A 19683-nucleotide genomic window follows, 5' to 3' on the forward strand; every position below is an offset into this window, starting at 1 on the left:
CTATGGTAAGTACACAAGAACAGTTTGAACAGGTACAGACTGTTAAAAAATCGATCAATACAGCTGGTCAAGAGGTGAAAAACCAAGCCTTGCTAGCCATGGCTGATCACTTAATAGCAGCTACTGAGGAAATTTTAGCGGCCAATGCCCTCGATATGGAAGCGGCCAAGGGGAAAATCTCAGATGTGATGCTGGATCGTCTTTATTTGGATGCAGGACGTATAGAAGCGATGGCAACTGGGATTCGTGAAGTGGTTGCTTTACCAGATCCAATCGGTGAAGTCTTAGAAACAAGTCAGCTTGAAAATGGTTTGGTTATCACAAAGAAACGTGTGGCTATGGGTGTTATCGGCATTATCTATGAAAGCCGTCCAAATGTGACGTCTGATGCGGTTGCTTTGGCTCTCAAGAGTGGGAATGCGGTCGTTCTTCGTAGTGGGAAGGATGCTTATCAAACAGCTCATGCCATTGTCACAGCCTTGAAGAAGGGCTTGGAGACGACTACCATTCATCCAGATGTGATTCAACTGGTGGAAGATACCAGCCGAGAAAGCAGCTATGCCATGATGAAGGCCAAGGGATATCTAGACCTTCTTATTCCTCGTGGGGGGGCTGGTTTGATCAATGCCGTGGTTGAAAATGCTATTGTACCAGTTATCGAGACAGGAACTGGAATTGTTCATGTTTATGTGGATAAGGATGTGGATGAAGATAAGGCTCTATCGATCATAAACAATGCTAAAACTAGTCGTCCTTCCGTTTGCAATGCCATGGAGGTTTTGCTGGTTCATGAAGACAAGGCAGCAAGCTTCCTTCCTCGTTTAGAGCAAGTGCTGGTTGCAGATCGTAAAGAAGCTGAACTGGAACCAATTCAATTCCGCTTGGATAGCAAAGCAAGTCAGTTTGTTTCAGGCCAAGCAGCTGGGGCTCAAGACTTTGATACCGAGTTTTTAGACTATGTCCTAGCTGTTAAAGTAGTGAGCAGTTTAGAAGAAGCGGTTGCGCATATTGAAGCACACAGTACCCATCATTCGGATGCCATTGTGACTGAAAATGCTGAGGCTGCAACTTACTTTACAGATCAAGTGGACTCTGCAGCAGTCTATGTCAATGCCTCAACGCGTTTTACAGATGGAGGTCAATTTGGTCTTGGTTGTGAAATGGGGATTTCTACTCAGAAACTCCATGCACGTGGGCCAATGGGCTTAAAAGAATTAACCAGTTACAAGTATGTAGTTGCTGGTGATGGACAGATAAGGGAGTGAAAAATGAAGATTGGATTTATCGGTTTGGGAAATATGGGAGCTAGCTTGGCCAAGGCTGTTTGGCAAGCTAGAAACACTGACACGATTCTTCTTTCTAATCTAAGTAACGATAAGGTTGATACTTTTATCGCTAGTTATGGAGGCCAAGCTTCTAGCAATGAAGAAATCTTTGCAGAAGCAGATGTGATTTTTCTAGCTGTCAAGCCAGCACAGATATCTACTTTACTTGCAGAATCTCAAGATATTCTTGAAAAACGAGAGAGTCTGCTCTTAATTTCCATGGCAGCGGGTATAACGCTGGAAAAACTAGCTAGTCTTGTTCCAAGTCAGCACCGTTTGATTCGTATGATGCCCAACACTCCAGTTTCTATCGGTCAAGGAGTCATTAGTTATGCCTTGTCAGCTAACTGCCAAGTAGATGATAAGGAAGTCTTTTGTCAACTTTTACAACATGCTGGTTTATTGTTTGAAATCAGTGAAGGGTTAATCGATGCTGCAACGGGTCTTGCAGGTTGTGGACCAGCCTTTGTCTATCTTTTCATTGAAGCTTTGGCGGATGCAGGTGTTCAGACAGGATTGCCACGAGAAACTGCTCTACAAATGGCAACTCAAACAGTTATTGGAGCAGGTCAATTGGTTCTAGATACTCAAGAACATCCAGGAGTATTGAAAGACAAGGTTTGTAGTCCAGGGGGGTCTACTATTGCTGGTGTAGCTAGTTTAGAAGCACATGCCTTTAGAGGAACCGTTATGGAGGCAGTCAAAAAAGCCTACAAACGAACTAAAAAACTAGGTAAATAAGAGGTGGCTTTGACTGCCTCTTTTATGGTGGCTGAAATGAGAAGACAAAAAGATTGTCACAAACCCCTATTTTTTTGATAGAATAGAAGTAGTAAAAAAGAAATGAGTTAGACATGTCAAAAGGATTTTTAGTCTCTCTTGAGGGACCAGAGGGAGCAGGAAAGACCAGTGTTTTAGAGGCACTGTTACCAATTTTAGAGGAAAAAGGGGTAGAGGTGCTGACGACCCGTGAACCTGGCGGAGTCTTGATTGGGGAGAAGATTCGGGAAGTAATTTTAGATCCAAGTCATACTCAGATGGATGCGAAGACAGAGTTGCTTCTCTATATTGCTAGTCGCAGACAGCACTTGGTGGAAAAAGTTCTTCCAGCACTTGAAGCTGGTAAGTTGGTCATTATGGACCGCTTCATCGATAGTTCCGTTGCCTATCAGGGATTTGGTCGTGGCTTGGATATTGACGCCATTGATTGGCTCAATCACTTTGCGACAGATGGCCTTAAACCCGATTTGACCCTCTATTTTGACATCGAGGTGGAAGAAGGACTGGCTCGCATTGCTGCTAATAGTGATCGCGAGGTCAATCGTTTGGACTTGGAAGGGTTGGACTTGCATAAAAAAGTCCGTCAAGGCTACCTTTCTCTTCTGGATAAAGAAGGAAATCGCATTGTCAAGATTGATGCCAGCTTTCCTTTGGACCAAGTTGTGGATGCTACCAAGGCTGTTTTGTATGACAGAATGGGATTAGCTAAATGAAACAAGATCAACTAAAGGCTTGGCAACCAGACCAGTTTGACCGCTTTGTCCGTATCCTAGAACAAGACCAGCTCAATCATGCCTACCTCTTTTCAGGTTTCTTTGGAAGCTTGGAAATGGCGCAGTTTTTGGCTAAGAGCCTCTTTTGTACAGATAAAGTAGGTGTGTTGCCATGTGAGAAATGCCGAAATTGTAAGCTGATTGAACAGGGAGAATTTCCCGATGTCACCTTGATTAAGCCAGTCAATCAGGTCGTCAAGACAGAACGGATTCGAGAATTGGTGGGGCAGTTTTCCCAAGCAGGGATTGAAAGCCAGCAACAGGTCTTTATTATCGAGCAAGCGGATAAAATGCATCCCAACGCAGCTAATTCTCTGCTCAAGGTTATCGAAGAACCCCAGAGTGAGGTTTATATTTTCTTCTTGACTAGTGATGAGGAAAAGATTTTACCGACCATCAGAAGTCGGACCCAGATTTTCCATTTTAAAAAGCAAGAAGAAAAACTCATATTATTCTTAGAACAAATGGGGCTGGTTAAGAAAAAAGCAACTCTTTTAGCTCAATTTAGTCAATCGCGAGCTGAAGCAGAAAAGTTGGCCAATCAGGCAAGTTTTTGGACCTTAGTCGATGAAAGTGAACGCCTGCTGACCTGGTTATTAGCTAAGAAAAAAGAAAGTTATCTGCAGGTTGCTAAATTAGCCAACTTGGCAGATGACAAGGAAAAACAAGATCAGGTTTTACGGATTCTTGAAGTTCTCTGTGGACAAGATATCCTGCAAGCAAGAGTAAGAGTGATTTTACAAGATTTGCTAGAAGCTAGAAAAATGTGGCAAGCTAATGTCAGCTTTCAAAATGCCATGGAATATCTGGTCTTGAAAGAAATATAAACTCAAAAATGAACGATAAAGAAAGGAAAGGGCTGTTTTATGGACAAAAAAGAATTATTTGACGCGCTGGATGATTTTTCCCAACAGTTACTAGTGACCTTGGCCGATGTAGAAGCTATCAAGAAAAATCTCAAGAGCCTGGTAGAGGAAAATACAGCTCTTCGCTTGGAAAATTCTAAGTTGCGCGAACGCTTGGGTGAGGTGGAAGCGGATGCTCCCGTCAAGGCTAAGCATGTTCGCGAAAGCGTCCGTCGCATTTACCGTGATGGATTTCACGTATGTAATGATTTTTATGGACAACGTCGAGAGCAGGACGAGGAATGTATGTTCTGTGACGAGTTGTTATACAGGGAGTAAGCATGCAGATTCAAAAAAGTTTTAAGGGGCAGTCTCCCTATGGCAAGCTGTATCTAGTGGCAACGCCGATTGGCAATCTAGATGATATGACCTTTCGTGCTATCCAAACCCTGAAAGAAGTGGACTGGATTGCGGCTGAGGACACGCGCAATACTGGCCTTTTGCTCAAGCATTTTGACATTCAGACAAAGCAGATCAGTTTTCATGAGCACAATGCCAAGGAAAAAATTCCTGATTTGATTGATTTTTTGAAATCAGGACAAAGTATTGCTCAGGTATCCGATGCGGGTCTGCCTAGTATCTCGGACCCTGGTCATGATTTGGTCAAGGCAGCTATTGAGGAAGAAATTGCGGTTGTCACAGTTCCAGGAGCCTCTGCAGGGATTTCGGCCTTGATTGCCAGTGGTTTAGCACCACAGCCACATATCTTTTATGGTTTTTTACCAAGAAAATCAGGTCAGCAAAAGCAATTTTTCGACTCGAAAAAAGACTATCCAGAAACTCAAATTTTCTATGAATCGCCTCATCGTGTGGCAGATACATTGGAAAATATGCTAGAAGTCTACGGTGACCGCTCGGTCGTCTTGGTCAGGGAATTGACCAAAATCTATGAAGAATACCAACGAGGAAAGATCTCTGAATTGCTAGAAAGCATCGCTGAAAATCCACTCAAGGGCGAATGCCTTCTCATCGTTGAAGGTGCCAGCCAAGATGTGGAGGAAAAAGACGAGGAAGACTTGTTCTTAGAAATCCAATCCCGCATCCAGCAAGGCATGAAGAAAAATCAAGCTATCAAGGAAGTAGCTAAGATATACCAGTGGAATAAAAGCCAGCTCTACGCTGCCTACCACGAATGGGAAGAAAATGACTAAACAGGGAAGTTTGCCTTCTTCCCTTTTTTTGTTATACTAGTAGAAGAAAAAATAGAAAGATTTGTGGGTGTTAAACAAGTCAGTGCCTTGTTTTGATATGAACTTAGGTTCCACCCAAAGAGGTATTAGTGTCGTGTCTCAATCTTATATCAATGTTATCGGTGCTGGTTTGGCAGGTTCTGAAGCAGCCTACCAAATCGCAGAGCGTGGTATTCCAGTTAAACTTTATGAAATGCGTGGTGTTAAGCCTACACCCCAGCACAAAACAGACAATTTTGCTGAATTAGTTTGCTCCAATTCATTACGTGGGGATGCTCTGACAAACGCCGTAGGGCTTCTTAAGGAAGAAATGCGTCGCTTAGGTTCTGTTATCTTAGAATCTGCAGAAGCAACCCGTGTTCCTGCTGGTGGTGCCCTTGCGGTGGACCGTGACGGTTTCTCCCAAATGGTAACCGAAAAAGTTGCCAACCACCCCTTGATTGAAGTGGTTCGTGATGAAATTACAGAATTGCCGACAGATGTTATCACAGTTGTGGCGACTGGTCCTTTGACCAGCGATGCCTTGGCTGAAAAGATTCATGCACTTAATGACGGCGATGGTTTCTATTTCTACGATGCGGCAGCGCCTATTATCGATGTCAACACCATCGATATGAGCAAGGTCTATCTCAAGTCTCGTTATGACAAGGGGGAAGCCGCTTATCTCAACGCGCCCATGACCAAGCAAGAGTTTATGGATTTCCATGAAGCCTTGGTCAATGCGGAAGAAGCGCCGCTCAATTCTTTCGAAAAAGAAAAGTACTTTGAAGGTTGTATGCCTATCGAAGTCATGGCCAAACGTGGCATTAAAACTATGCTTTATGGTCCTATGAAACCAGTCGGTCTTGAGTATCCAGACGACTACACAGGACCTCGTGATGGAGAATTCAAAACACCTTATGCGGTTGTGCAACTTCGTCAGGATAATGCAGCTGGTAGCCTATACAATATTGTTGGTTTCCAGACCCACCTCAAATGGGGAGAACAAAAACGTGTCTTCCAAATGATTCCAGGTCTTGAAAATGCTGAGTTTGTTCGTTATGGTGTTATGCACCGCAATTCTTACATGGATTCACCAAATCTTCTTGAACAGACTTACCGTTCTAAGAAACAACCAAATCTCTTCTTTGCTGGTCAGATGACGGGTGTGGAAGGCTATGTTGAGTCAGCAGCTTCAGGATTAGTTGCGGGTATTAACGCGGCTCGTCTTTTCAAGGGAGAAAGCGAGGCTATTTTCCCAGAGACAACAGCGATTGGAAGTCTAGCTCATTACATCACTCATGCAGACAGCAAACATTTCCAACCAATGAATGTCAATTTCGGAATTATTAAGGAGTTGGAAGGCGAACGTATCCGTGATAAGAAGGCTCGTTATGAAAAAATTGCAGAGCGTGCCCTCAGCGATTTAGAGGAATTTTTAACTGTCTAATTTTTTTGAAAGAATTGCTCATGATACTATAAAAATCTTAGAAATTGTGATAAAATAGGTAGGATAAAAAAAGGAGAGTGAAAATGGCGAATCCCAAGTATAAACGTATTTTAATCAAGTTATCAGGTGAAGCCCTTGCCGGTGAACGAGGCGTAGGGATTGATATCCAAACAGTTCAAACAATCGCAAAAGAGATTCAAGAAGTTCATAGCTTAGGTATCGAAATTGCCCTTGTTATCGGTGGAGGAAATCTCTGGCGTGGAGAACCTGCTGCAGAAGCAGGAATGGATCGCGTTCAGGCAGATTACACAGGAATGCTTGGGACTGTTATGAATGCTCTTGTGATGGCAGATTCATTGCAACAAGTTGGGGTTGATACTCGTGTACAAACAGCTATTGCAATGCAACAAGTGGCAGAGCCTTACGTCCGTGGACGTGCCCTTCGTCACCTTGAAAAAGGCCGTATCGTTATCTTTGGTGCCGGAATTGGTTCACCATACTTCTCAACAGATACAACAGCGGCCCTTCGTGCAGCGGAAATCGAAGCGGATGCTATCCTTATGGCTAAAAATGGTGTCGACGGTGTTTATAATGCCGATCCTAAGAAGGACAAGACAGCTGTTAAATTTGAAGAATTGACCCACCGTGATGTTATCAATAAAGGTCTCCGTATCATGGACTCAACAGCTTCAACCCTCTCAATGGACAACGACATTGACTTGGTTGTCTTCAACATGAACCAACCAGGCAACATCAAACGTGTCGTATTTGGTGAAAATATCGGAACAACAGTTTCAAATAATATCGAAGAAAAGGAATAAGAAAGATTATGGCTAACGCAATTATTGAAAAAGCTAAAGAGAGAATGACACAGTCTCACCAATCACTTGCTCGTGAATTTGGTGGTATCCGTGCTGGCCGTGCCAATGCAAGCTTGCTTGACCGTGTACATGTAGAATACTATGGAGTAGAAACTCCTCTTAACCAAATCGCTTCAATTACGATTCCAGAAGCGCGTGTTTTGTTGGTAACACCATTTGACAAGTCTTCATTGAAAGACATCGAACGTGCCTTGAACGCTTCTGATCTTGGTATCACACCAGCTAATGACGGTTCTGTGATTCGCTTGGTTATCCCAGCTCTTACAGAAGAAACTCGTCGTGACCTTGCTAAAGAAGTGAAGAAGGTCGGCGAAAATGCTAAAGTGGCTGTCCGCAATATCCGTCGTGATGCTATGGACGAAGCTAAGAAACAAGAAAAAGCAAAAGAAATCACTGAAGACGAATTGAAGACTCTTGAAAAAGACATTCAAAAAGTAACAGACGATGCTGTTAAACACATCGACGACATGACTGCCAACAAAGAAAAAGAACTTTTGGAAGTCTAAAAATAAACAGAAAAACTCAGTTGGCATTGCTGGCTGAGTTTTATTCGAAAGAAGGAAATATGAATACAAATCTTGCAAGTTTTATCGTTGGACTGATCATCGATGAAAATGACCGTTTTTACTTTGTGCAAAAGGATGGCCAGACCTATGCCCTTGCTAAGGAAGAAGGTCAGCATACAGTAGGGGATACGGTTAAAGGTTTTGCCTACACGGATATGAAGCAAAAACTCCGCTTGACCACTTTAGAAGTGACTGCAACTCAGGACCAATTTGGTTGGGGAACTGTAACGGAAGTTCGTAAAGACTTGGGTGTCTTTGTGGATACAGGCCTTCCTGACAAGGAAATCGTTGTGTCACTCGATATTCTCCCTGAGCTCAAGGAACTTTGGCCTAAGAAGGGTGACCAACTCTACATCCGTCTTGAAGTGGACAAGAAAGACCGTATCTGGGGTCTCTTGGCTTATCAAGAAGACTTCCAACGTCTGGCTCGTCCTGCCTACAACAACATGCAGAACCAAAACTGGCCAGCCATTGTATACCGCCTCAAGCTGTCAGGAACTTTTGTTTACCTGCCAGAAAATAACATGCTTGGTTTTATCCATCCTAGCGAGCGCTATGCAGAGCCACGTTTGGGGCAAGTATTAGATGCGCGTGTTATTGGTTTCCGTGAAGTGGACCGTACCTTGAACCTCTCCCTCAAACCACGTTCTTTTGAAATGTTGGAAAATGATGCCCAGATGATTTTGACTTACTTGGAAAGCAATGGCGGTTTCATGACCTTAAATGATAAGTCATCTCCAGACGATATCAAGGCAACCTTTGGCATTTCTAAAGGTCAGTTCAAGAAAGCACTCGGTGGCTTGATGAAGGCTGGCAAAATCAAGCAAGACCAGTTTGGGACAGAGTTGATTTAGGGAGACATATGAGAAAATCATTTTACACTTGGCTCATGACTGAGCGCAATCCTAAAAGTAACAGTCCTAAAGCTATCTTGGCAGACCTAGCTTTTGAAGAGTCTTCCTTCCCAAAACACACCGATGATTTTGATGAGGTGAGTCGCTTTTTGGAGGAGCACGCTAGTTTCTCTTTCAATCTAGGAGACTTTGACGCTATCTGGCAAGAATACTTAGAACACTAGCATGATTCACTGGGTTTGGGCTAGTAATTTCTCCACCCCTTTGCTATAATAAAAAGAAATAAAAGAATTAGAGAGGTTCTTTATTTGAAGGAACATTCAATAGACATTCAACTGAGTCATCCAGATGACTTGTTTCATCTTTTTGGTTCCAATGAACGCCATCTTCGTTTGATGGAAGAAGAGCTTGATGTGGTGATTCATGCTCGTACGGAGATTGTGCAGGTTTTGGGAGAAGAGACTACCTGTGAGGAAGCCCGTCAGGTTATTCAGGCTTTGATGGTCTTGGTAAATCGTGGGATGACCGTTGGTACGCCAGATGTGGTGACTGCAATTAGCATGGTCAAAAACGATGAAATTGATAAGTTTGTCGCCCTTTACGAAGAAGAAATTATCAAGGACAATACAGGGAAGCCTATCCGTGTCAAAACACTGGGTCAAAAACTTTATGTGGATAGTGTTAAACAGCATGATGTGACCTTTGGAATCGGACCAGCAGGGACAGGGAAGACCTTTCTTGCAGTGACCTTGGCAGTGACAGCCCTTAAACGTGGGCAGGTTAAGCGGATTATCCTGACTCGTCCAGCAGTGGAAGCAGGAGAGAGTCTAGGTTTTCTTCCGGGTGATCTTAAGGAGAAGGTAGATCCTTACCTTCGACCTGTTTATGATGCCTTGTATCAGATTCTGGGAAAAGACCAAACGACTCGTCTCATGGAGCGTGAAATTATCGAGATTGCGCCCCTTGCCTATATGCGTGGACGAACCTTGGATGATGCCTTTGTCATTCTCGATGAGGCGCAAAATACGACCATCATGCAGATGAAGATGTTTTTGACTCGTTTAGGTTTTAATTCTAAGATGATTGTCAATGGAGATATCAGTCAGATTGACCTGCCACGTAACGTCAAGTCTGGTCTGATTGATGCCCAAGAGAAACTCAAGAACATTCACCAGATTGACTTTGTTCATTTTTCAGCCAAGGATGTGGTTCGCCATCCAGTTGTCGCTCAGATTATTCGAGCTTATGAACCAGTACCAGTTAAAAAAGCAGAGAATGAAGAATTAGATCCTCAACCTCTATCTGAAGGATAGTTCTTTTGTACTTAAAGTTATCTCAATACCAAGTATAAATTTGCGTTTTAAATATTTCATTCAATATCCTTATATTAGATTAGAAACGTTTTAAGTGGAAGAAATTTATGGAATCAATTTTTGTAAAATTTGCCCAGTATCCGTATATAGAAACGGAGCATTTATTGCTTAGACCTGTAACCTTGGATGATGCGGAAGCTATGTTTGAGTATGCCTCAGACAGAGAAAATACGCGCTACACTTTTCCAACAAATCAAAGTTTGGAAGAAACCAAGAATAACATTGCTCAGTTCTACTTGGCTAATCCCTTGGGACGTTGGGGAATAGAACTAAAAAGCAATGGCAAATTTATCGGAACAATTGATTTGCACAAGATTGATCCTGTTCTTAAGAAGGCAGCTATTGGCTACATTATTAATAAAAAGTATTGGAATCAAGGATTGACGACAGAAGCCAATCGTGCCGTGATTAAGCTGGCTTTTGAGAAGATAGGGATGAATAAGTTGACTGCCCTTCACGATAAGGCTAATCTCGCGTCAGGAAAGGTCATGGAGAAATCAGGCATGTGCTTTTCCCATGCAGAACCATATGCTTGTATGGACCAGCATGAAGAAGGCCGAATCGTTACAAGAGTTCATTATATCTTGACCAAGGAAGACTATTTTGCAAATAAATAAGCAGTTGAGAAGAAATTTTCAACTGTTTTTTCTTTCTCTTACGAATAATCTAAGAGAGGAGAAAATATGGAAGCAATTATCGAGAAAATCAAAGAGTATAAAATCATTTTCATCTGTACTGGTCTGGGCTTGCTTGTAGGAGGATTTTTCCTACTAAAACCAGTTCCACAAACACCTGTCAAGGAAACGAATTTACAGGCAGAAGTTGCAGCTGTTTCCAAGGATTCATCGACCGAAAAGGAAGTGAAGGAAGAACTGATTGAACAAGATATGATCACAGTAGATGTCAAAGGTGCTGTCAAAGCACCAGGAATTTATGACTTGCCTGTAGGTAGTCGAGTCAATGATGCTGTTCAGAAGGCTGGTGGCTTGACAGAACAAGCAGATAGCAAATCGCTAAATCTAGCTCAGAAAGTTAGTGATGAAGCTCTGGTTTACGTCCCAACTAAGGGAGAAGAAGCAGCTAGTCAGCAGGCAGGTTCTGGAACGGCTTCTTCAACGAGCAAGGAAAAGAAGGTCAATCTCAACAAGGCCAGTCTGGAAGAGCTTAAACAGGTCAAAGGATTAGGTGGCAAAAGAGCTCAGGACATTATCGACCATCGTGAAACAAATGGGAAATTCAAGTCGGTCGATGAACTCAAGAAAGTCTCTGGCATTGGTGCCAAGACCATAGAAAAGCTAAAAGATTATGTTACAGTGGATTAAGAATTTCCCCATTCCCCTAATTTACCTGAGTTTTCTGTTACTTTGGCTTTATTATGCTATTTTCTCAGCATCCTATCTTGCTTTGTTGGGCTTTGTTTTTCTGATTGTCTGTCTCTTTTTCCAATTTCCTTGGAAATCAGCAGGCAAAGTTCTAGTGATTTGCGGAATCTTTGGATTTTGGTTTCTGTTTCAAACTTGGCAACAGAGTCAAGCTGGTCAAAACCTAGCGGAATCTGTTGAAAGGATACGGATTTTGCCTGACACTATTAAGGTTAATGGTGACAGTCTATCCTTTCGTGGCAAGTCTGATGGACGCATTTTCCAAGTCTATTATAAACTCCAGTCCGAGGAGGAGAAAGAAGCCTTTCAAGCTTTAACCGACCTTCATGAGATAGGACTAGAAGGAAAGCTTTCGGAGCCAGAAGGGCAGAGGAATTTTGGTGGATTTGACTACCAAGCTTATCTGAAGACTCAGGGAATTTACCAGACTCTCAATATCAAAAAAATCCAGTCACTTCAAAAGGTTGGCAGTTGGGATATAGGTGAAAACCTGTCCAGCTTACGTCGAAAGGCTGTAGTTTGGATTAAGACGCACTTTCCAGACCCTATGCGTAATTACATGACAGGGCTTCTATTAGGACATCTGGACACAGATTTTGAGGAGATGAATGAGCTTTATTCTAGTCTAGGAATTATCCACTTATTTGCCTTGTCGGGCATGCAGGTAGGATTTTTCATGGACGGGTTTAAGAAACTACTCTTGCGATTAGGCTTGACCCAAGAAAAGTTGAAATGGCTGACCTATCCCTTTTCTCTTATCTATGCAGGGCTAACAGGATTTTCAGCTTCGGTCATTCGCAGTCTCTTGCAAAAGTTACTGGCTCAACATGGGGTTAAGGGCTTGGATAATTTTGCCTTGACGGTGCTTGTCCTCTTTATTGTCATGCCTAACTTTTTCCTGACTGCAGGAGGAGTCTTGTCCTGCGCTTATGCTTTTATCTTGACCATGACCAGCAAAGAAGGGGAGGGGCTTAAGGCTATTGCCAGAGAAAGTCTAGTCATCTCCTTAGGAATATTGCCTATTTTATCCTTCTATTTCGCGGAATTTCAACCTTGGTCCATCCTTTTGACCTTTGTCTTTTCTTTTCTATTTGACTTGGTCTTCTTACCGCTCTTGTCTATCTTATTTGCCCTTTCCTTTCTCTATCCAGTTATTCAGCTTAATTTTATTTTTGAATGGTTGGAGGGGATGATTCGCTTGGTATCACAGGTGGCAAGTAGACCGCTTGTCTTTGGACAACCTAATGCGTGGCTTTTAATTTTATTGTTAATTTCCTTGGCTTTAATCTATGATTTGAGGAAAAACATTAAAAGGCTAGCAGTATTGAGCTTATTGATTACAGGTCTCTTTTTCCTAACCAAGTATCCACTGGAAAATGAAATCACTATGCTGGATGTGGGGCAAGGCGAAAGTATTTTCCTACGGGATGTAACTGGTAAGACCATTCTCATAGATGTAGGTGGCAAGGCAGAATCTGATAAGAAAATCGAAAAATGGCAAGAAAAGGCGACGACCAGCAATGCCCAGCGAACCTTGATTCCCTACCTCAAAAGTCGAGGAGTGGCCAAGATTGATCAGCTAATTTTGACCAATACAGATAAGGAGCATGTTGGAGATTTGTTGGAGGTGACCAAGGCTTTCCATGTAGGCGAAATTTTAGTGTCCAAAGGCAGTTTGAAACAGAAGGAATTTGTTGCAGAACTACAGGCGACTCAAACCAAGGTGCGCAGTGTGACAATGGGAGAGAATTTGCCAATTTTCGGAAGTCAGTTAGAAGTCCTATCTCTAAGTAAAATTGGAGATGGAGATCATGAAGATTCCCTGGTTTTGTATGGAAAACTCTTGGATAAAAACTTTCTTTTCACAGGAAATTTGGAGGACAAAGGAGAGAAGGACATGCTGAAGCAATATCTAGACTTGAAAGTGGATGTTTTGAAAGCTAGCCAACATGGCTCTAAAAAATCATCAAGTTCAGCCTTTCTAGAACAGCTCAAACCAGAGATGACTCTCATCTCAGTTGGAAAGAACAATCGAACCAAACTCCCCCATCAGGAAACCTTGACCCGACTGGAAGGTATCAATAGCAAAGTTTACCGAACTGACCAGCAAGGAGCTATACGTTTTAAGGGATGGGATAGTTGGAAAATCGAAAGTGTTCGATAGGAAGTACAAATATTATATATTAGTAAAATAAACTAAAAATCTGTTGCATAATAATGATAAAAACGATATAATGAAAGCGTCTTCGATATCGATGATATAAAACCATTAAAAATTTTCAAAAGTCGTTTAATTAGTTAATTTATTGTTGGTCTTTTTCAGTCCAGTATATCTGCTGTGAGCGTCCTTAAAACTTATCGGTATGCTTGGAATACTGTTTGAGAATATAGTACGAACTATCATAGTCTCGTTATGATAGATATGATGAGTATAACGTTGATGGTGGTTGAAATTACGATTTTTTAGAGACATAAATTATTACAACGGTGGTTGTTAATCTTTCAAGAGTGATAAAAAGGAGGGCTAGATATGTTGCATCTTACTCATGTGACCTTAAAAACGCGACAAGTCATCTTACAAGATGTTGATTTTACATTTGAAAAGGGTAGGATTTATGGTATTCTTGCTATCAATGGTTCTGGAAAGACGACCCTGTTTCGCGCCATTAGCAATTTAATTCCTATAAGTAGTGGAAATATCGCAGTCTCTCCTTCTTTGTTTTATTATGAGAGTATTGAATGGCTGGATGGAAACTTAAGTGGGATGGACTATCTTCGCCTGATCAAGAACATCTGGAAGTCAGGGCTGAACTTGGGGGATGAAATTAATTACTGGGAAATGTCTGACTATATCAGTCTTCCCATTCGCAAGTATTCCTTAGGCATGAAGCAACGCTTGGTGATTGCCATGTATTTCCTGAGTCAGGCGAAATGCTGGCTTATGGATGAGATTACAAATGGCTTAGATGAGTATTATCGACAGAAGTTTTTTGATAGGCTAGCACAAATCGATAGACAAGAACAGCTGGTTCTTTTAAGTTCCCACTATAAGGAAGAGTTGCTTGATGTCTGCGATAGAGTAGTAACCATTCATCAGGGGCAAATAGAAGAGGTTTAGTTTATGAAAGATGTTGGTCTATTTTTATTAAAAAAAGTTTTCAAAAGTCGCTTAAACTGGATTATCTTAGCTTTATTTGTATCTGTACTCGGTGTTACCTTTTATTTCAATAGTCGGACTGCAAACTCCGTCAGCTTGGAGAGAGAGTTGGAAACTAGTCTGGTAGACCGTGAGAGAGTCATCAATGGATATGAAGAGAAACTCTCCCAAATATCTGACACCAGCTCGGAGGAATACCAGATTGCTGAAAGTAATTTAGAATCGCAAAAAAATCTTTTGACTCAAAAGAAAGAAATTCTGGCTTTGTTAAAAGAAGGACGCTGGAAAGAAGCCTACTATTTGCAGTGGCAAGCTTTGGATAAGAGTTATGAAATTTTATCAAAGGAACCGAATTCTAGCTCTGACTTAAAAATGGCGGTTGACCGCGAACGAAAGACTTACCAAACCCTATATCCCTTGAACATAAAAGCGCACAATTTAGTTTATCCGACCCACGGGATTGATCAGATTGTCTGGATTTTAGAGGCTATCATCCCAAGCTTGTTTGTGGTTACTATTATTTTTATGCTAACGCAACTATTTGCAGAAAGATATCAAAATCATCTGGACACAGCTCAGTTATATCCTTTTTCAAAAGTGACATTTGCCATGTCCTCTCTTGGAGTTGGAGTGGGCTATGTAACTGTGCTGTTTATCGGAATCAGCGGATTTTCTTTTCTAGTGGGAAGTCTGATAAGTGGTTTTGGACAGTTAGATTATCCCTACCCGATTTATAGCTTAGTGAATCAAGAGGTAACTATTGGAAAGATACAAGATGTGTTATTTTCTGGCTTGTTCTTAGCTTTCTTAGCCTTTATCGTCATTGTGGAAGTCGTCTACTTGATTGCTTACTTTTTCAAGCAAAAAATGCCTGTCCTCTTTATTTCACTTATTGGGATTGTTGGCTTATTGTTTGGTATTCAAACAATTCAGCCTCTTCAGAGGATTGCACATCTGATTCCCTTTACTTACTTGCGTTCAGTGGAGATTTTGTCTGGAAGATTACCTAAGCAAATTGATAATGTCAATCTAAATTGGGACATGGGGCTAGTTTTACTTCCTTGCCTGATTGTCCTTTTGTTAGTGGGGATTCTATTTATCGAAAGATGGGGAAGTTCACGGAAAAAAGAATTTTTTAATAGATCCTAGCTTTCCTATAGGGAAAATAAGTAAAAACTAACATAGAGAGGGAATCAACTTGTTTCTCTCTTTTTGATTCGAAAACCAAGACAAAATACAAACAGAAACTTTTAAAAAAATAACTTTTTATCTTGACAAGGGCTAGAAAACTTGGTATCATATAAAAGTTGAGAAAAGCAGAAGTGAGAGCTTCTCGCCTTGTGACATTAAGTTGCCTGGCCCTACGGATGAAAAGTTTCTAAGAAACGCTATCATAACGTGCGGGCTTGTATATTTACGAGTCCGCTATTGTTTTTCTCTAATAAAACAAAAGAGGTGAAAACCATAGCAAAGCAAGACTTATTCATCAATGATGAGATTCGTGTACGTGAAGTTCGCTTGATTGGTCTTGAAGGAGAACAGCTAGGCATTAAGCCACTCAGTGAAGCGCAAGCTTTGGCTGATAACGCTAATGTTGACCTAGTATTGATTCAACCCCAAGCCAAACCGCCTGTTGCAAAAATTATGGACTACGGTAAGTTCAAATTTGAGTACCAGAAGAAGCAAAAAGAACAACGTAAAAAACAAAGTGTTGTTACTGTGAAAGAAGTTCGTCTAAGTCCAACTATTGATAAGGGTGACTTTGATACAAAACTTCGCAATGCACGCAAATTCCTTGAAAAAGGAAATAAAGTTAAGGTATCTATTCGCTTTAAGGGTCGTATGATTACCCATAAAGAGATTGGTGCAAAAGTTTTAGCCGAGTTTGCTGAAGCAACTCAAGATATTGCCATCATCGAACAACGTGCTAAAATGGATGGACGTCAAATGTTCATGCAATTGGCGCCAGCGACTGACAAAAAATAATTGTCAGAAAGTTAAATAAAGGAGAAAAAATCATGCCAAAACAAAAAACACACCGCGCATCAGCTAAACGTTTCAAACGTACAGGTTCTGGTGGACTTAAACGTTTCCGTGCTTACACTTCTCACCGTTTCCACGGAAAAACTAAGAAACAACGTCGTCATCTTCGTAAAGCATCTATGGTGCATTCAGGAGATTACAAACGTATCAAAGCAATGCTTACTCGCTTGAAATAACAGCCTAACAGTAAGTAAACAATTCTAGGAAATATTTGGAGGAAATAAAACATGGCACGTGTTAAAGGTGGCGTTGTATCACGCAAACGTCGTAAACGTATTCTTAAATTAGCAAAAGGTTACTATGGAGCTAAACACATCTTGTTCCGTACTGCAAAAGAACAAGTAATGAACTCTTACTACTATGCATACCGTGACCGTCGTCAAAAGAAACGTGACTTCCGTAAATTGTGGATCACACGTATCAATGCGGCAGCTCGTATGAACGGACTTTCATACTCACAATTGATGCATGGTTTGAAATTGGCTGAGATCGAAGTTAACCGTAAAATGCTTGCTGACTTGGCTGTTAACGATGCAGCAGCTTTCACAGCTCTTGCAGATGCAGCTAAAGCAAAACTTGGTAAATAATAACAGATAAGACTGGAACAGGATTGTCCCAGTCTTTTTTAAAATAAAGGAGAAAAATATGGCTTCAAAAATGCTACACACTTGCTTGCGAGTAGAAAATCTTGAAAAATCAATTGCATTTTATCAAGATGCTTTTGGATTTAAAGAATTGCGTCGCAGAGATTTTCCAGACCATGCCTTCACGATTGTCTATCTAGGTCTTGAGGGTGACGACTATGAGTTGGAGTTGACTTATAACTACGATCATGGTCCTTATGTGGTTGGAGATGGCTTTGCCCATATCGCCCTAAGTACACCTGATCTTGAGGCGCTTCATCAAGAGCACAGTGCCAAAGGATATGAAGTTACTGAGCCAAATGGCCTACCAGGAACTGCGCCTAACTATTACTTTGTCAAAGACCCTGATGGCTACAAGGTCGAAGTCATTCGTGAAAAATAATCACGTGAAGTCAAGTAGAATGTTCGTTTTCTACTTGACTTTTTTTAGCTGAAAGAGTATACTAATAAAAATTTAACCTTTAAGGGGAGTCCAGAGAGACTCACAAGGTGTCAGATAAAAGAATAGTACAATTTTCTAGAGGAGACTTTTTGAGTGTGCTCTCTTGTCTTGTACGATTTTAACTGAGGCCTTGCACTAGCAAGGTCTTTTCTTTGTCTGGTCCCCTTAAAATTTAAGGAGGAAAAGTCATGAATCCCACATGTAAGAAACGTTTGGGTGCGATTCGATTGGAAACCATGAAGGTGGTTGCACAGGAGGAAATCGCGCCAGCAATCTTTGAATTAGTCCTAGAAGGGGAAATGGTTGAAGCTATGCGAGCAGGCCAATTTCTTCATCTGCGTGTGCCTGATGATGCCCATCTCTTGCGCCGTCCTATTTCAATTTCGTCTATCGATAAGGTTAAGAAGCAGTGTCATCTCATTTATCGGATTGAGGGAGCTGGGACAGCTATTTTCTCAACCTTAAGTCAGGTAGATACTCTTGATGTGATGGGTCCTCAGGGAAATGGTTTTGACTTGTCTGACCTTGATGAGCAGAGTCAGGTACTCCTTGTTGGTGGGGGGATTGGTGTTCCGCCCTTGCTTGAAGTAGCCAAGGAATTGCATACGCGTGGTGTGAAAGTAGTGACAGTCCTTGGTTTTGCCAACAAGGATGCTGTTATTTTAGAGACGGAATTGGCTCAGTATGGGCAGGTCTTTGTAACGACAGATGATGGTTCTTATGGCATTAAGGGGAATGTTTCTGTTGTCATCAATGATTTAGATAGTCAGTTTGATGCTGTTTACTCATGTGGGGCGCCTGGAATGATGAAGTATATCAATCAAACCTTTTATGACCACCCAAGAGCCTATCTATCTCTGGAATCCCGTATGGCTTGTGGAATGGGGGCTTGCTATGCCTGCGTCCTAAAAGTGCCAGAAAGCGAGACGGTCAGCCAACGCGTCTGTGAAGATGGCCCTGTTTTCCGTACTGGAACAGTTCTATTATAAGGAGAAAATCATGACTACAAATCGTTTACAAGTTTCTCTACCTGGCTTGGATTTGAAAAATCCGATTATTCCAGCATCAGGCTGTTTTGGCTTTGGACAAGAGTATGCCAAGTACTATGATTTAGACCTTTTAGGTTCTATTATGATCAAGGCGACAACCCTTGAACCACGCTTTGGCAATCCAACTCCAAGGGTGGCAGAGACACCCGCTGGTATGCTCAATGCAATCGGTTTGCAAAATCCTGGTTTGGAAGTTGTTTTGGCTGAAAAGCTACCGTGGCTAGAAAGAGAGTATCCAAATCTTCCTATTATCGCCAATGTAGCTGGTTTTTCAAAACAAGAGTATGCGGCTGTTTCTCATGGTATTTCCAAGGCAGCTAATGTGAAGGCTATTGAGCTCAATATTTCTTGTCCCAACGTAGATCACTGTAATCATGGACTCTTGATTGGTCAAGATCCAGATTTAGCTTATGATGTGGTGAAAGCAGCTGTGGAAGCCTCTGATGTACCAGTTTATGTCAAACTAACCCCTAGTGTGACGGATATTGTCACCGTCGCAAAAGCAGCAGAAGATGCAGGGGCAAGTGGCTTAACCATGATTAATACTCTGGTTGGTATGCGCTTTGACCTCAAAACCAGAAAACCAATCTTGGCCAATGGAACAGGTGGAATGTCAGGTCCAGCAGTTTTTCCAGTCGCCCTTAAACTTATCCGTCAGGTAGCTCAAACAACAGACCTGCCCATCATTGGAATGGGAGGAGTAGATTCGGCTGAAGCTGCCCTAGAAATGTATCTGGCTGGAGCATCTGCCATCGGAGTTGGAACAGCCAACTTTACCAATCCTTATGCCTGCCCTGATATTATCGAAAATCTACCAAAAGTCATGGACAAATACGGCATCAGCAGTCTAGAAAATCTACGCAAGGAAGTGAAAGAGTCTTTAATATAAA

General features: G+C 41.7%; 23 protein-coding genes, 1 pseudogene and 1 other annotated feature. All 24 genes and pseudogenes read left to right on the forward strand.

The window, feature by feature from the left end; translation table 11 throughout:
• Positions 1-2: 2 nt before the first annotated feature.
• The 24 genes and pseudogenes from RYL77_RS03130 (at position 3) to RYL77_RS03240 (ending at position 19682) form a co-directional block, all read left to right on the forward strand.
• Positions 3-1265 carry a glutamate-5-semialdehyde dehydrogenase gene (locus RYL77_RS03130; protein ID WP_315009786.1) on the forward strand — a complete coding sequence of 421 codons (1263 nt, stop codon included), beginning with the start codon at positions 3-5 and terminating at the stop codon, positions 1263-1265.
• Between the two features lie 3 nt (positions 1266-1268).
• Positions 1269-2066 carry a pyrroline-5-carboxylate reductase gene (gene proC / locus RYL77_RS03135; protein ID WP_315009788.1) on the forward strand — a complete coding sequence of 266 codons (798 nt, stop codon included), beginning with the start codon at positions 1269-1271 and terminating at the stop codon, positions 2064-2066.
• A gap of 113 nt (positions 2067-2179) precedes the next feature.
• The gene (tmk, locus tag RYL77_RS03140) at positions 2180-2818 is read left to right on the forward strand and encodes a dTMP kinase (RefSeq protein ID WP_315009789.1); all 639 of its coding nucleotides are present in this window, start codon (positions 2180-2182) and stop codon (positions 2816-2818) included.
• Complete coding sequence (locus RYL77_RS03145) at positions 2815-3705, forward strand: DNA polymerase III subunit delta' (RefSeq protein ID WP_315009790.1); 891 nt, start codon at positions 2815-2817, stop codon at positions 3703-3705. Before tmk ends, RYL77_RS03145 begins: the two co-directional genes overlap by 4 nt.
• 39 nt (positions 3706-3744) lie before the next feature.
• A complete protein-coding gene (gene yabA, locus RYL77_RS03150) occupies positions 3745-4062 on the forward strand; it encodes a DNA replication initiation control protein YabA (RefSeq protein WP_000358228.1) in 318 nt (105 codons plus the stop codon).
• Between the two features lie 2 nt (positions 4063-4064).
• The gene (gene rsmI / locus RYL77_RS03155) at positions 4065-4934 is read left to right on the forward strand and encodes a 16S rRNA (cytidine(1402)-2'-O)-methyltransferase (RefSeq protein WP_315009797.1); all 870 of its coding nucleotides are present in this window, start codon (positions 4065-4067) and stop codon (positions 4932-4934) included.
• Positions 4935-5067: 133 nt separating this feature from the next.
• Entirely contained in the window at positions 5068-6402 is a 1335-nt protein-coding gene (trmFO, locus tag RYL77_RS03160; RefSeq protein ID WP_265480145.1) for a methylenetetrahydrofolate--tRNA-(uracil(54)-C(5))-methyltransferase (FADH(2)-oxidizing) TrmFO, read from the forward strand.
• 83 nt (positions 6403-6485) lie between these two features.
• On the forward strand, positions 6486-7223 hold the full coding sequence (gene pyrH / locus RYL77_RS03165; RefSeq protein WP_000002996.1) for a UMP kinase: 738 nt from the start codon (positions 6486-6488) through the stop codon (positions 7221-7223).
• 8 nt (positions 7224-7231) lie between these two features.
• Positions 7232-7789: a ribosome recycling factor gene (gene frr / locus RYL77_RS03170; RefSeq protein WP_001262225.1), complete on the forward strand. Its 558-nt coding sequence runs from the start codon at positions 7232-7234 to the stop codon at positions 7787-7789.
• A gap of 59 nt (positions 7790-7848) precedes the next feature.
• Complete coding sequence (gene cvfB / locus RYL77_RS03175) at positions 7849-8703, forward strand: RNA-binding virulence regulatory protein CvfB (protein ID WP_001095459.1); 855 nt, start codon at positions 7849-7851, stop codon at positions 8701-8703.
• An 8-nt stretch (positions 8704-8711) separates the two neighbouring features.
• Complete coding sequence (locus RYL77_RS03180) at positions 8712-8927, forward strand: YozE family protein (RefSeq protein WP_001232089.1); 216 nt, start codon at positions 8712-8714, stop codon at positions 8925-8927.
• 84 nt (positions 8928-9011) lie between these two features.
• Complete coding sequence (locus RYL77_RS03185; RefSeq protein WP_315009800.1) at positions 9012-10016, forward strand: PhoH family protein; 1005 nt, start codon at positions 9012-9014, stop codon at positions 10014-10016.
• A 107-nt stretch (positions 10017-10123) separates the two neighbouring features.
• The gene (locus tag RYL77_RS03190) at positions 10124-10693 is read left to right on the forward strand and encodes a GNAT family N-acetyltransferase (RefSeq protein WP_315009801.1); all 570 of its coding nucleotides are present in this window, start codon (positions 10124-10126) and stop codon (positions 10691-10693) included.
• Between the two features lie 66 nt (positions 10694-10759).
• On the forward strand, positions 10760-11398 hold the full coding sequence (locus tag RYL77_RS03195) for a helix-hairpin-helix domain-containing protein (RefSeq protein ID WP_315009803.1): 639 nt from the start codon (positions 10760-10762) through the stop codon (positions 11396-11398).
• Positions 11382-13622, forward strand: coding sequence for a DNA internalization-related competence protein ComEC/Rec2 (locus tag RYL77_RS03200; protein WP_315009806.1), 2241 nt, complete (start codon positions 11382-11384; stop codon positions 13620-13622). Before RYL77_RS03195 ends, RYL77_RS03200 begins: the two co-directional genes overlap by 17 nt.
• 141 nt (positions 13623-13763) lie before the next feature.
• Positions 13764-13956, forward strand: a pseudogene (locus RYL77_RS08955) (hypothetical protein).
• Positions 13957-13988: 32 nt separating this feature from the next.
• Entirely contained in the window at positions 13989-14576 is a 588-nt protein-coding gene (locus RYL77_RS03205) for an ABC transporter ATP-binding protein (RefSeq protein ID WP_315009808.1), read from the forward strand.
• Positions 14577-14579: 3 nt separating this feature from the next.
• Positions 14580-15764 (forward strand): hypothetical protein, encoded by a 1185-nt coding sequence (locus tag RYL77_RS03210; RefSeq protein ID WP_315009810.1) that lies wholly within the window; start codon positions 14580-14582, stop codon positions 15762-15764.
• 159 nt (positions 15765-15923) lie between these two features.
• Positions 15924-16055, forward strand: a sequence feature (ribosomal protein L20 leader region).
• A gap of 15 nt (positions 16056-16070) precedes the next feature.
• The gene (infC, locus tag RYL77_RS03215) at positions 16071-16601 is read left to right on the forward strand and encodes a translation initiation factor IF-3 (RefSeq protein ID WP_000848180.1); all 531 of its coding nucleotides are present in this window, start codon (positions 16071-16073) and stop codon (positions 16599-16601) included.
• A gap of 32 nt (positions 16602-16633) precedes the next feature.
• Positions 16634-16834: a 50S ribosomal protein L35 gene (rpmI, locus tag RYL77_RS03220; protein WP_001125943.1), complete on the forward strand. Its 201-nt coding sequence runs from the start codon at positions 16634-16636 to the stop codon at positions 16832-16834.
• Positions 16835-16885: 51 nt separating this feature from the next.
• A complete protein-coding gene (gene rplT / locus RYL77_RS03225; protein WP_000124834.1) occupies positions 16886-17245 on the forward strand; it encodes a 50S ribosomal protein L20 in 360 nt (119 codons plus the stop codon).
• A gap of 58 nt (positions 17246-17303) precedes the next feature.
• Positions 17304-17684: a VOC family protein gene (locus RYL77_RS03230; protein WP_000157153.1), complete on the forward strand. Its 381-nt coding sequence runs from the start codon at positions 17304-17306 to the stop codon at positions 17682-17684.
• A 248-nt stretch (positions 17685-17932) separates the two neighbouring features.
• A complete protein-coding gene (locus tag RYL77_RS03235) occupies positions 17933-18733 on the forward strand; it encodes a dihydroorotate dehydrogenase electron transfer subunit (RefSeq protein ID WP_315009811.1) in 801 nt (266 codons plus the stop codon).
• A complete protein-coding gene (locus RYL77_RS03240) occupies positions 18696-19682 on the forward strand; it encodes a dihydroorotate dehydrogenase (RefSeq protein WP_315009812.1) in 987 nt (328 codons plus the stop codon). Before RYL77_RS03235 ends, RYL77_RS03240 begins: the two co-directional genes overlap by 38 nt.
• Position 19683 lies beyond the last annotated feature (1 nt).

Source organism: uncultured Streptococcus sp., assembly GCF_963516515.1.
Taxonomy (GTDB): Bacteria; Bacillota; Bacilli; order Lactobacillales; family Streptococcaceae; genus Streptococcus.